We start from the raw sequence: 12,366 nt of genomic DNA on the forward strand, positions 1-12,366 counted from the left end.
GCGAGCCCACACTCGGCCGCCCGATGACCGGGGCAGGGATGCGGCCGGGGACCACGGGGTGTTTGATCGTCGTATGACGAACGTGGAACTCAGCCCCACCGAGTGGGTGCAGGACCAGACCAAGACCATCCTCGACACCGGCACGACCGAGGGCGTCAAGGTCCTCGGCAGGCCGATCGTGCTGCTGACCGTGCGCGGGGCGAAGAGCGGCAAGCTGCGCTACACCCCCGTCATGCGCGTCGAGCACAACGGGAGCTACGCGGTCGTGGCCTCCAACGGCGGCGCGTCCGCGCACCCGACGTGGTTTTACAACATCCAGGCTTACCCCGAGCTCAAGCTGCAGGACGGGACCGTGACGAAGGACTACGTCGCGCGCGAGGTCGACGGCGACGAGCGGGCGCAGTGGTGGGAGCGGGCCGTCGCGGCCTTCCCGAACTACGCCGAGTACCAGCAGAACACCGACCGGCAGATCCCGGTGTTCGTGCTCGACCCGAAGTGACCGCCCGGGGCTGTCCCGCTCATCAGCGCAGGGACAGCCCCGCCAGGTAGTCGCGCAGCTCCTCCACGATCAGCCGGTGGTCACGGCCGAGGAGTGCCAGTCGCACCCGAGCCGGTCGAGCGCCGGATCGGCGTAGTCGCAAGGTGGACGCGGGGGTCGCCGCGCTCCTGCACGACCTGACGAGCCGCGTCAGCGAACGTCCCCATCGCCTCCGGCACGCTCACGACGATCGTTGTGCCGGTGCCGTACCTGGCCCACAACTCGCCGAGAACCCCTGGTAGCGGCCTTGTACTCGGCGACCAGCTCTCCGGGGTCCACGGCTCGCCCGGTACGAGCGCGGTGGAGAAGTCGTTGGTGCCCAGCCCGGCCACGACGACCCGCAGACGCCATCGGGCGTCACGCCACACGTCGCCCTCGACGTTCAGCAACGCACCTACCACCGCCGTCGACGCCTGGCAGCTCGGCCGGTTGACCCCATCGAACACGAAGCAATCACGACCACGCCAGTCAGTCAGGCTGCATGACTACCACTGCCCCCTACCGGTGCAGAAGGTCCTGTCATTGACGGATGCGGCGTCGGGTACAGAAAACCCATCCGACGACTACCACGAAGAAGGCGACCCAGCTTGCGAGAGAGACCGACGGTGAGACGTCGACGAGACTGATCACGAGCAGTCCAGTGGCGGCCATGGCGAATGCGGGGTGCTGGGACAAGTCATCGCCTTCCCATCACATCGGCGAGGTCGTGGGTGATGCGGTGGGTGTGCCGGTCGGCTGGCTGGTGGACAGCGCGGTCAGTTCAGGGGCGAGTTCTCCGACCCTTCACAGCCGCCAGCGCAACGGCTCGCAGAAGCGCCGCGACTGACCCCCTCATCGCTCTGCGGCCCGAAGCGCTTGAGGTCGCTGCCGCCAGAGATAAAAGGCCAGTGCCGCGCCCAGGATCATCCGCCGTCTCTGGGTGGCCGGCGACAATCGGGCGATTTGGGTGACACGCATGTGCAGGCGTCCGCTGCTGAGGTCGCGCAGGATGTTCTGCATCTGCTGGATCGCGCTGGTGCCGCCGGAGACCAGTTCCAGGACCGTGCGGGCGAGCTGCTGTTCGGACACGGTGTCCTCCAGGAGATCGAGCATGATGTCGCTCAGCTGGTCACGGAAGGTGTCCGTGATGCTCAGCTCGGGCGCCAGGTAGCGGATCGAGCCTTCGAGGTTGGCGAAGGACTTGCCCAGGACGGCGATGGCGGGGTTGGTGCGGATTCGGTGTTTGGTGGCGCTCTTGAGGATGGCGGTGAGTGTGACGCCGAGGTTCAGCTCCTCCAGCGACGCGCTCGCCACGTGCGGGACAAGGGCTTCCATGTCGTTCTGGAACGCGGCGATGTCGGCGCCGTCGGTCGCCCGGCCCAGGTCGGTCCAGGCCCGGGCCAGTCCTTGGCCGTCGTTCATGGCGACGTTGGTCAGGACCAGCAGGATGGCCTGGCTGGTGCGGCGGTCGATGCGTCCGACCATGCCCCAGTCGATGAGCGACGCCTTTTCGCCGGGGTGGACGAAGATGTTGCCGGGGTGGGGGTCGGCGTGGAAGAACTTGGTGGTGAAGTAGCTGCGGTACATGTAGGCGAGCAGGTCGCGGCCGATGGCGAGCCGTTCGGCGTCCGGGAAGTCGGCGGGGTTGGCGTCGCGGATCGACTGGCCCGGTGCCCGGCTCTGGATCATGACGCGCGGGGTGGCCAGGAGCACTTCGGGCACGTCGAGGTGTTTGAACATGGCGACATCGGCCCGGGCACGGTCCATCTGCCGGGCTTCGAGGGTGAAGTCGAGCTCCGAGCGCATGGCGTCGAACAGCAGACCCAGCATGGCTTCGACGTCGATGACCTCGGCGAATCCGGGGGACGCCTTGGTCACCAGCTTCGCCGCCCGGCGCAGCAACGCCATGTCCTGCGTGACCAGCGGAACGATGCCGGGTCGCTGGATCTTGACCACGACCGGCCTGCCGTCGGGCTGGGTGGCGGCGTAGACCTGGGCCAGTGACGCCGCGCCCAGAGGGCGGCTGGTGTCGATGGTGCGGAACCGCCCGCGCCACCGACTTCCCAGCTCGGCGATCAGCACCGGTTCGAAGAGCGAGAACGGCTGGACGGACACGGTGTCGTGCAGCGTGCGGAACTCGGCGATCATCTCCTCGGAGACGAAGTCCGGCCGGGTGGAGAGCATCTGACCGACCTTGATGTAGAACGGACCGAGCCGTTCGAAGGCAAGGCGGACTTCGCGGGCCCGACGCTGGGCACGGCTCGGACCCTCCGCGGCGTCGTCGCCGGAGCGACCGCCGTGGTGCAGTTCGGACCGCACCACGCGGCTCAATGCGGCCACCAGGGCCCACAAGCGGTGTTCGCGCACGGTTGTGCTCTCCATCGGTTGGTCGGATCAGGCGGGGACGACGGCGAGCAGGGCGGCCCGCCGCTCCTGCACCCGCTGGGGCGTCAAGGCTGTGCCGGGACCGGTTCGTCGCTTCCTGAGCGCCGCGGAGTCTCGTCTGCCGCTTTCCGCAGCGCGGCGAGCTGATCGACCTTCGCGCTCAGTTCGGCCAGGGCGGCTTGCAGAGAGGCGATGTCCGCCGCCGGCTCCTCGTCGTCCTCGTCGTCGGTGTCCAAGGCCTCGCGGGCGGTGGATCGCAGGTCCTGCTCGACGTCGCGGGCGCGGTCGAGCATGTCGTCGACCATGTCTTTGGTGTCGTCGACGATGTTGCCGAGGAACCGGATGATCCCCCGGCGCTGCCGGATGGTTCGAGCCATGACTTCCTCCGTTGCTGAAGACGGTGTCCGGAATTGACTCCTGCCGAGATGTCCAATGCGGACAATGGTCATCCACCGGACGGCGAGAATTGATTCTATGCAGCTCGCCAGTCGACTTGAGAAGTTCTGCCAGTGGAAATCATCCCGATCGCTCAGCCACAAGCTGAAGCGGATCAAGATCTGCAAATTGCAGATTACGGAGAGTTACGCATGCTGCTCTCGTCGCTGACTTGGAGGGACATTCGGGTGTGCTTTTCCAAGCCCGAAGTAACTCGGTTGGACCTTTGCGCGCTCTGTGTCGGCTCAGCTACCTTGAGTGCACGGAGCGGGTGACTGAAAGCGAGCACCACAGGTACAGCCACCCGCTGGACAGCGCTTGGCCTCGACGCGGAGAGCGCTGCCGTTCAGCCAAGAGCGGCGCCCAGCGACGTGTCCGTCGACGGAATTTTCCCTTTCCATTCGATTGACAGGTGCACCCCGCGCTGCGAGCCGTTGATCGGCTTTCCATGCTCGGGCAACAGCCGGGTAAAGGCATGAGAAAGTGCGTCGCTGCTTCGGTGGCGCACGCCCGCCTACTGTGACAATTCGAGCGGAGGGTCTGTTGACACCCCCACTGATGCAGCAGTCGAAACATACTTTGCACTGGGCGCGTGATCTCGTGGATCCCGCGCTGCGGGAGGCCGTGGGAAGACTGCCCGAACCGATGGCGAAAGCCGTTGGCTACCAGTTCGGCTGGGCGGACCGGCATGGTCGTCCGGTGAGCGGGTCCGCCGGCAAGGGCCTGCGGCAAGCACTGGTCCTGCTCTCGGCCGAGGCGGTCGGTGGCCGCGCGGAGTCTGCGGTGCACGCGGCGGCCGCGGTGGAACTGGTGCACAACTTCTCGCTGGTGCACGACGACATCATCGACGGTGACGACACGCGACGGCACCGGCCGACGGTGTGGGCGTCATTCGGCGTGCCGGTGGCCACCCTCGCCGGCGACGCGATGCTCGCCTTGGCCTTCGACGTGCTGGTCTCCGTGACATCGGACCGGACGTTGGCGGCCGGCCGAGCGCTCACGTGGGCACTGCTGGAACTGGTGCGGGGGCAGAGCGACGACGTCGAGTTCGAAGACCGGCCACAAGTCGGGCACGACGAGTACATGCGAATGGTGGCGGGGAAGACCGCCGCTCTGTTCGGCTGCGCATGCGCGGTGGGTGCCGCGATGGGTGGGGCGCCGGCCGACACCGTGGGCCATCTGCGCCGCTTCGGCCACCACCTGGGCCTGGCGTTCCAGATGGTCGACGACCTTCTCGGCATCTGGGGAGACCCTGCCGTCACCGGCAAACCCACTCGCTCGGACCTGCGGTCGCGGAAGAAGACCTTCCCGGTGATCATGGCACTCGATTCCGATTCGGGCGAGGGCCGGGCGTTCGCGGCGCTCTACCGACGGGCCGAGCCCCTGGACGAAGCGGATCTCGACGCCGCGGCCACGCTGATCGAGCGAGTGGGCGTTCGGGAACGCACGCAGGCCGAAGCCCTCCGGCACGTCGAGCTGGCGCTGAACTGCCTGCACGCGGTCGACCCTGCGCCCGGTCCCGCCACCGAGCTGACAGCTCTCGCACACCTGGTGGCCGCCCGTGAACACTGACCACACCCACCAAGACCCGTGCGGAACAGCAGCGGTGCAACCGTTGCGAGCGTGGGCAGACGTCCCAGGGATCCAGCTCGGGGACGCGATCGTGGCGACAGCGATCCATCGCTCTGGTGATGCGGGCGTTGTGTGCGGAGCGGAGCCACTGCTTTCCGCAACGCTGCGCCGTGCGGGCATTCCGGTTCATCGGGCGGTACTGCGGGTAGGCGATCCTCCGGCTGGAGCGGTTCCCGTGCGCGGTTGGTCGGCCACTGCCTCGCACGGCGGTGAGCCGTCGGTCGTGTTCGCGGCCGCGGTGCGCTGTACCCGTAGCGGCGGATCGCGCGCAGGCGAAGTTGTACGCTCGGTGGTCACCAGGTGGGCGGCCACGACTGGCCCGCGGGAGGTTCTGCTCGCCGAGCCGCGCTCGTTCTGCGCGGGCGTCGAACGAGCGATCGAGGCCGTCCGGCGGAGCCTGAGCACTGTCGACGGGCCGGTGTTCGTTCGCAAGCAGGTCGTGCACAACAGCCATGTGGTGCATGAACTCGAGGCCCTCGGTGCGGTGTTCGTCGAAGAACTCGACGACGTGCCCGAGGGTGCAACGGTGGTCTTCTCAGCACACGGCGTCTCGCCGGCGGTGCGCGCCCAGGCCGCAGAGCAGCACCTCGACGTCATCGACGCGACGTGTCCCTTGGTGAGCAAGGTCCACGCCGAGGCACTGCGCTTCACCGGGCGGGGCGACACGGTGGTGTTCATCGGCCACGCCGGGCATGAGGAAACCGAAGGCACGATGGGCCACGCCCCAGAGCGGATGCGCCTGGTCGGCAGCGTCGACGACGTCGCGAACCTCGACGTGCCCGACCCGGAACGGGTGTCGTACCTGAGTCAGACCACGCTCGCCGTGGACGAGACCCGCGACATCGTCGCGGCGCTGCGCCACCGCTTCCCGGCGCTGCGGGGGCCCAAGTCCGACGACATCTGCTACGCCACGACCAACCGCCAGCACGCCCTGCACGCGATCGCCGCCGAGGCGGACCTGGTCCTCGTGCTGGGCTCACCCAACTCGTCCAACTCGGTGCGGCTCGTCGAGCTGTCCCGGCGTCTGGGCACCCCGGCCCACCTCATCGACGACCTCGGCGACATCCGCCCCGAATGGGTTGCCGACGCACGCCGCGTCGGCCTCACCGCCGGCGCGTCCGCGCCACCCCAGCTGGTCACCGACGTGCTGAGCGCCCTGCGGGGACTCGGTCCTCTCCAGACCACCACCCACAGGGTCGCCACCGAAACAGTGACCTTCGCCGTCCCGCAGAAAGCGCAACGGCGGTGACCCGGCAGACCGCGGGGCCACCCGCGCTCCTCGGCCTCCCTTCCGGACCGGAGGAACTGCGCGACATCGCCGCCGGCGACCTGCCCGGTCTCGCCATCCGGATCCGCCGCTTCCTCGTTGACGCCGTCCTGCGGACCGGCGGGCACCTCGGCCCGAACCTCGGCGTGGTCGAGCTGACCATCGCGCTGCACCGGGTGTTCGACACCGCCCACGACCGCGTGCTGTTCGACACCGGCCACCAGGCCTACGTCCACAAGGTCCTCACCGGGCGGTGGGACCGGTTCGACACGTTGCGCCAAGCCGGCGGACTGTCCGGCTACCCCGATCCTGCCGAATCCGAGCACGACCTGATGCGCAACTCTCACGCCTCCACGGCCCTGTCTTATGCCGATGGCCTCGCTACCGCGCTACGCCTGCGCGGGGACACCCGGCACGTGGTCGCCGTAGTCGGTGACGGCGCGTTGACGGGCGGAATGGCGTGGGAGGCGCTCAACAACCTCGCTGCCGCCCCGGACAGGCCCCTGGTCATCGTGCTCAACGACAACGGCCGGTCCTACGCGCCCACGGTCGGTGCGATCGCCGACCACCTCGGTGCGTTGCGGGCACGCGCCTTCGACGACGAGCGCGGCGACCCGTGGCCCGGCTTCTTCGGCATCCTCAGGCTGAGCTACCTCGGTCCGGTCGACGGGCACGACACCGCGGCCGTCGAACACGCACTGCGGCAAGCGAAAGCCTCGGGCCGCACGGTAGTCGTGCACTGCGTCACGACCAAGGGCAAAGGACACCCGCCCGCGGAGAACGACGAAGCCGACTGCCAGCACGCGGTGAACCCGCGACGAACGCCGGCGCGGGCGGGGCGGAGCTGGACCCAGGAGTTCGCCGAGGAGATCGTGGCGCTGGGAGCTCGCAACCCGGACGTCGTGTGCCTCACCGCGGCCATGCTGCGCCCCACCGGACTGCACCCGTTCGCCCGGCGGTTCCCCCACCGGGTCTTCGACGTCGGCCTCGCCGAGCAGCACGCCGTCACCGCCGCCGCCGGCCTGGCCATGGGCGGACTGCACCCGGTGGTCGCGGTGTACTCGACGTTCCTCACCCGCGCGTTCGACCAGGTGCTGATGGACGTGGCGCTGCACGGCCTGCCGGTGACGTTCGTGCTCGACCGCGCGGGCATCACCGGCCCGGACGGCGCCAGCCACCACGGCATGTGGGACGCCTGCGTGCTGCCCGCCGTACCCGGCATCCGGATCGCCGAGCCCCGCGACCCGGCCCGGCTGAGGGAGCTCCTGCAGGAGTGCCTCACCCAGGACACGGGTCCGACGGTCCTGCGCTTCCCCAAAGGCCGAGCGGGCCCCGATCTCGAGGCGATCGGCCAGGTCGGCGGCGTCGACCTGCTGCGCGCGGACCCGTCGGCCACCGTGCTGCTGGTGGCCGTCGGAGGCCGCGCCGAAGCGTGCCTGCGCGCGGCCGACCTCGTGGCCGAATCCGGGATCGCCGTCACCGTGGCCGACCCCCGGTGGACGACCCCGCTGCCAGAGGTCCTCGGTGAGCTCGCCGCGCGACACCGCCTGACCGTGACCGTGGAGGACAACGCCGGCACCGGCGGCTTCGGCCAACGCCTCGCACACCTGCTTTCCCGCCGGAACCACCCACCCCGGCTGCGCACACTTGCGCTGCCGACGGAGTTCCTGCCGCACGGCGAGCGCCCCGACCTGCTGCACCGGCACCACCTCGACGCCACCGGCATCGCCGAAACCGTGCGCCACCACGTTTTCAGGGAGGACACCATGACGAACCCGCAGCAGCCCACCCATCACCACCCGGGCGGCTGAGCCGTGCCCGCCATCCCACTGCCCCTGACCACCGCGCCGGCCCCGCCACCCGTCCTGTCCGAACGACGCAAGACGCGCCGGCTGCACGTGGGCGAAGTCGGGATCGGTAGCGACTTCCCGATCTCCGTGCAGTCGATGACCACGACGCCCACCGCCGATGTCAACGCGACCCTGCAGCAGATCGCCGAGCTGACCGCGGCCGGCTGCGACATCGTCCGCGTTGCCTGCCCGTCGGCCGACGACGCCGAAGCACTGCCGGCGATCGCGAAGAAGTCGCAGATCCCGGTGATCGCGGACATCCACTTCCAGCCGAAGTACGTCTTCGCCGCGATCGAGGCCGGTTGTGCGGCGGTGCGGGTGAACCCTGGCAACATCCGCAAGTTCGACGACCAGGTCAAGGAGATCGCGCAAGCAGCCAAGGACCACGGCACGCCGATCCGGATCGGCGTGAACGCCGGCTCGCTGGACAAGCGCCTCATGGACAAGCACGGCAAAGCGACGCCGGAAGCGTTGGCGGAGTCGGCGATGTGGGAGGCGTCGTTGTTCGCCGAGCACGACTTCCACGACGTCAAGATCTCGGTGAAGCACAACGACCCGGTGGTCATGGTCCGCGCGTACGAGATCCTCGCCGCGCAGTGCGACTACCCGCTGCACCTCGGCGTGACCGAGGCCGGGCCTGCGTTCCAGGGCACCATCAAGTCGGCGGTGGCGTTCGGGGCACTGCTGCGCCAAGGCATCGGCGACACGATCCGCGTCTCGCTGTCCGCACCACCGGTCGAAGAGGTCAAGGTCGGCATCCAGATCCTCCAGTCGCTCAACCTGCGGCCGCGCAAGCTGGAGATCGTGTCGTGCCCGTCGTGCGGCCGCGCGCAGGTGGACGTCTACACCCTCGCCGAACAGGTCACCGCAGCACTGGAGGGAATGGAGATCCCGCTGCGAGTCGCGGTGATGGGCTGCGTCGTCAACGGCCCGGGAGAAGCACGCGAAGCAGACCTCGGTGTGGCGTCGGGCAACGGCAAAGGCCAGATCTTCGTCAAGGGCGAGGTCGTCAAGACGGTACCCGAGCACGCGATCGTCGAAACGCTCATCGAAGAGGCCATGCGCATCGCCGGCGACACCGCATCCGAATGACCCCTCGAGCGAAAAGCAGAGAGATGACCGACACCCAGATCACCGTCCCGCCGTTCTACTGCCCGATCCCGCCCGCGGTGCAGGGCCAGTTCCACGAGCTGGCCGACAGTTCGATGGAGTGGGCCCAGCGAATCGGAATCTGCCCGGACCAACACCACCAAGCTCGTGTCCTCGCCTCAGCATCCGCAGAGTTCGCCGCGCGCACCGCACCGCACGGCAGCACCGACCGGCTCCGCGTCTACGCCGACTTCGTGCACTGGGCATTCGCATTCGACGACGTGCGCTGCGACGGCAAAGACCTGACGGAACTGGTTCCATTGGTCGCCCGGCTGCTGCGCATGCTCGAAGGCGTCAACCACAGACTGTGCGGCGATGACCCGTTCCTCATCGCCTTGCACGACATCGCAGTGCGGTTCCGCGACTGCGCGACCCCGGTCCAGTTCCGCCGGTGGCTCGAAGCGCACCGCCAATGGCTCTTCGGCGTCGTCCAGATCAACGCCGGCTCACGCCAAGACCACACGCTGCCACTGGAGCAGTACCTCATCGCCCGGTTCCACGACGGCGGCGGCCCAGTGGTCACGACCATGATGGAAGCAATGGAACTCGGTCCTGGCCGCGATGTCCCCGGCCACGAGATGGACTCCCCGGCCGTGCGGGCACTCACGGAGGCCTGCTGGACCATCGCGATCTGGGACAACGACCGCATCTCCCGCTACAAGGAGATCCGCGGCCGCACAGACCGATGCAACCTCGTCGACGTCCTCATGCACGCCCACGGCTGGTCTCCTCACCGGGCACTGCAAGAGGTCGTCGCACTCAGGGACCGCGCCCTGCGCCAATTCCTCGAACTGCGAGAGCGACAACTGAGCAAAGCGAGCCCGGAGCTGCGCGATTACCTGACAGGCCTCGGCCACGTCATTCGCGGCAACATCGACTGGAGCCTCTCGGTCGCCCGCTACAACACCGTCTTCGATCCTGAGGACTGGTCGGTGGTCGAGAAACTGGCCATCGGCGCACGCGTCATCGAACAGCAAGACCTCGAAGAACGTTCTGCTCCCACGATGCCATCCATCGCCTGGTGGTGGGATCCCGAGACATGACGGACAGCGCCCTTCACACGCATGGCATCAAGCCTGTCCAGCTCGCGCTTCTCAGAGATATGCGCCAAGTCGGCCCGGGAGAACGCGTCGTCGAGAAGTTCGCGCATGAACCCGTCCACGTGCACGTCGCTGTTCTCGTCCACGCTCAGTGCAGTGTCCGGAAGACCGATCAGCGACCCGACGGGTCCCTGCAGCTCGTGCGCTGGAGCCCCGTGTGCAGACACCTGGCGACGTCACAGCCATCGACGTGCGGTTGGTCGATGGCGACCACGCAATACACGGCGCGGCTGAACTTCGTCGTCGAGTACCGCGACGAGCGGACCCACCCCTACCTCGAGTGGGGCGACGGCAGTGGCCACGCCCGCTTCAACAGCGCCGGTTCGGCAGTGGGCAACGGCAAGCACAAAGGCACTCCTCACCGACCACGTACCCACGCTCGACCTCCCGCTGGCCGGCGCCGGTATCAACGCAGAAGCCCGCCATGTCAACGACGCCCTGAACCACCCGGAACCAACCTTTCCCAGTCGGGCAGGCGAATCAGTTCCCGGCAGAACCAGATCCCTGCACCGGCTGATGAACAGCTCGGAATCGACAACCCAGACCGCCCGCGAGGTCGACGGCGCCGAGCGGGCCGAGTGGTGGGAGCGGGCCGTCGCGGCCTTCCCGAACTACGCCGAGTACCAGCAGAACACCGACCGGCAGATCCCGGTGTTCGTGCTCGACCCGAAGTGACGGGTCACGGCACGCGCGCGTAGATCACGCCGAGCGCGTCGAGCTCCTCCCCCGAACGACCGTGGAAGCCGGCGATGTGCCAGCCCGCGGGTGCGGTGAGGGTGACGGAGCTCGGCGTCGCGGTGCCACCCGCCAGAGTTCTTCCCGCGGTCGTCGTGAAGGCCGCGCGGAAGATCCTGGTGCGTCCGTCGTGCCGGCCGGAGTGGAGCGTGACCGATCGCAGGTGCTCTCCCTCCCCCAGCGCGAGGCGCTGCTCAGTGCCACCACCACCGCCGTGGGCGAACGACGTGCCGTCCGCGAACGTCAGCCCGACTCGGTCGACGCGGGATCCGGTGCGGATGGCCACCTCGGCGGCCTGCTTCCGCACGGGGACCGCAGCGACGTCGGTGAACGGCGTGCCGTGCGGTCCGCCGGCCACGTCGCTGACCGACAGCTCGGGGTCGAGGGTCCACCGCAGCTCCGCCGCGATCGGGTAGTGGTCGGACAGCATCTTGTCGTCGGAGGTCCGGAACCGCGCGTTCTCGTTGCCGTACCGGCTCAGGCTCAGCGCGATGTACCGGTTCCCCCGGTAGAGGATCTTGTCGACGACCTCGCACGCGTCGCTGACGTTCCGGTCGTCGCAGACGAGCGCCGGGCTCCCGGCGGCGGGCGGCACGCCACCGCGCTCCTGCTGCACCCAGGCGTCGGTGAGACCGTTGGCGCTCACCAGCTCCCTGATGTTGTCGCCGGCGCGCGTGTACCGGGTGTTGGTGTCCCCGGCGACCACGACGGCGTTGCCGGCCGAGTTGGCGGTGATGAACCGGGAGAGCTCACTGATGTTCGCCCGCCGAGCGGCGAGGTCGGCGTCCGCGGAACCGGCGTTCGCGTGGACGTTGTAGAAGTCGACCAGCACACCCTCCGCCAGCCGGATCCGCGACCAGCTGAACCCCTTGGGGGTCAGGCAGTCCGTGCCGTTGCACCGGTCCCACCTGTCGCGGGTCAGGTCGGAGTAGGGGTGGTCGGCCAGCGTGTTGAGGCCGTCGCCGAACGGGACGCCACCGCTGGTCGGTGTGCGGAACGGATGCGTGTTGTTGGCGTAGAGCGAGGCGTGGTAGTTGAAGTCCTCTTGCACGTGCACCACGTCGTACGGCCGGATCCGCTGGCCGATGATCGGCGTGTTCACCCTCGGGTTGCCGCTGGAGAGCCCCTCCGGCAACCCCGCGATGTTGTAGCTGAGCACGGAGAACGTGCCGCTCGACGGCGGGGTGGCCGATGCGGGGACGGCCAGTGCCAGTACCAGGCCGGCCGCGACCGCGAGTCGCGTCAACATGAATCAAGTTCATATGGCATCCGGGACCGTGCCGGGGGTGTTCGACC

12 protein-coding genes are annotated in these 12,366 nt (G+C 68.5%); 7 read left to right on the plus strand and 5 right to left on the minus strand.

The features are described 5' to 3' along the window. Nucleotides 1-73 precede the first annotated feature (73 nt). Nucleotides 74-499 (plus strand): nitroreductase family deazaflavin-dependent oxidoreductase, encoded by a 426-nt coding sequence (locus BMW88_RS18725; protein ID WP_089952298.1) that lies wholly within the window; start codon nucleotides 74-76, stop codon nucleotides 497-499. A gap of 80 nt (nucleotides 500-579) precedes the next feature. Here BMW88_RS18725 and BMW88_RS18730 read toward each other — a convergent pair whose 3' ends face one another. The 4 genes from BMW88_RS18730 to BMW88_RS41945 all read right to left on the minus strand — a co-directional run bounded on the left by BMW88_RS18730 (nucleotide 580) and on the right by BMW88_RS41945 (nucleotide 3,845). Continuing rightward, on the minus strand, nucleotides 580-984 hold the full coding sequence (locus tag BMW88_RS18730; RefSeq protein ID WP_089952300.1) for a hypothetical protein: 405 nt from the start codon (nucleotides 982-984) through the stop codon (nucleotides 580-582). 385 nt (nucleotides 985-1,369) lie between these two features. Continuing rightward, nucleotides 1,370-2,884: an ABC1 kinase family protein gene (locus tag BMW88_RS18735; RefSeq protein ID WP_089952674.1), complete on the minus strand. Its 1,515-nt coding sequence runs from the start codon at nucleotides 2,882-2,884 to the stop codon at nucleotides 1,370-1,372. 83 nt (nucleotides 2,885-2,967) lie between these two features. Next, on the minus strand, nucleotides 2,968-3,465 hold the full coding sequence (locus BMW88_RS41005) for a hypothetical protein (protein ID WP_143116141.1): 498 nt from the start codon (nucleotides 3,463-3,465) through the stop codon (nucleotides 2,968-2,970). A 218-nt stretch (nucleotides 3,466-3,683) separates the two neighbouring features. Next, nucleotides 3,684-3,845 (minus strand): hypothetical protein, encoded by a 162-nt coding sequence (locus BMW88_RS41945; protein WP_177221185.1) that lies wholly within the window; start codon nucleotides 3,843-3,845, stop codon nucleotides 3,684-3,686. Nucleotides 3,846-3,895: 50 nt separating this feature from the next. On the opposite strand from BMW88_RS41945, the gene BMW88_RS18745 reads away from it, so the two are divergent. The 6 genes from BMW88_RS18745 (at nucleotide 3,896) to BMW88_RS18770 (ending at nucleotide 11,010) form a co-directional block, all read left to right on the plus strand. Next, nucleotides 3,896-4,909, plus strand: coding sequence for a polyprenyl synthetase family protein (locus BMW88_RS18745; RefSeq protein ID WP_089952304.1), 1,014 nt, complete (start codon nucleotides 3,896-3,898; stop codon nucleotides 4,907-4,909). 91 nt (nucleotides 4,910-5,000) lie between these two features. After that, nucleotides 5,001-6,218, plus strand: coding sequence for a 4-hydroxy-3-methylbut-2-enyl diphosphate reductase (ispH, locus tag BMW88_RS18750; protein ID WP_245777901.1), 1,218 nt, complete (start codon nucleotides 5,001-5,003; stop codon nucleotides 6,216-6,218). Then, nucleotides 6,215-8,047, plus strand: coding sequence for a 1-deoxy-D-xylulose-5-phosphate synthase (locus BMW88_RS18755; RefSeq protein WP_089952308.1), 1,833 nt, complete (start codon nucleotides 6,215-6,217; stop codon nucleotides 8,045-8,047). Before ispH ends, BMW88_RS18755 begins: the two co-directional genes overlap by 4 nt. 12 nt (nucleotides 8,048-8,059) lie before the next feature. Continuing rightward, nucleotides 8,060-9,178, plus strand: a complete 1,119-nt coding sequence (gene ispG / locus BMW88_RS18760) for a flavodoxin-dependent (E)-4-hydroxy-3-methylbut-2-enyl-diphosphate synthase (RefSeq protein WP_089952676.1) — start codon at nucleotides 8,060-8,062, stop codon at nucleotides 9,176-9,178. Between the two features lie 23 nt (nucleotides 9,179-9,201). Next, nucleotides 9,202-10,278, plus strand: coding sequence for a terpene synthase family protein (locus BMW88_RS18765; RefSeq protein ID WP_089952311.1), 1,077 nt, complete (start codon nucleotides 9,202-9,204; stop codon nucleotides 10,276-10,278). A 573-nt stretch (nucleotides 10,279-10,851) separates the two neighbouring features. Then, the gene (locus tag BMW88_RS18770) at nucleotides 10,852-11,010 is read left to right on the plus strand and encodes a nitroreductase/quinone reductase family protein (protein WP_425434664.1); all 159 of its coding nucleotides are present in this window, start codon (nucleotides 10,852-10,854) and stop codon (nucleotides 11,008-11,010) included. A gap of 4 nt (nucleotides 11,011-11,014) precedes the next feature. On the opposite strand, the gene BMW88_RS18775 is transcribed toward BMW88_RS18770, so the two are convergent. After that, the gene (locus tag BMW88_RS18775; protein ID WP_089952312.1) at nucleotides 11,015-12,319 is read right to left on the minus strand and encodes a jacalin-like lectin; all 1,305 of its coding nucleotides are present in this window, start codon (nucleotides 12,317-12,319) and stop codon (nucleotides 11,015-11,017) included. Nucleotides 12,320-12,366 lie beyond the last annotated feature (47 nt).

Source organism: Lentzea xinjiangensis, assembly GCF_900110955.1.
Taxonomy (GTDB): domain Bacteria; phylum Actinomycetota; class Actinomycetes; order Mycobacteriales; family Pseudonocardiaceae; genus Lentzea; species Lentzea xinjiangensis.

Bases quoted from the DNA above. Each gene is read 5' to 3' on its own strand.
- BMW88_RS18725 (WP_089952298.1), top strand. From the start codon at position 74: ATGACGAACGTGGAACTCAGCCCCACCGAGTGGGTGCAGGACCAGACC.
- BMW88_RS18745 (WP_089952304.1), top strand. From the start codon at position 3,896: ATGCAGCAGTCGAAACATACTTTGCACTGGGCGCGTGATCTCGTGGAT.
- BMW88_RS18765 (WP_089952311.1), top strand. From the start codon at position 9,202: ATGACCGACACCCAGATCACCGTCCCGCCGTTCTACTGCCCGATCCCG.
- BMW88_RS18770 (WP_425434664.1), top strand. From the start codon at position 10,852: ATGAACAGCTCGGAATCGACAACCCAGACCGCCCGCGAGGTCGACGGC.
- BMW88_RS18775 (WP_089952312.1), bottom strand. From the start codon at position 12,319: ATGTTGACGCGACTCGCGGTCGCGGCCGGCCTGGTACTGGCACTGGCC.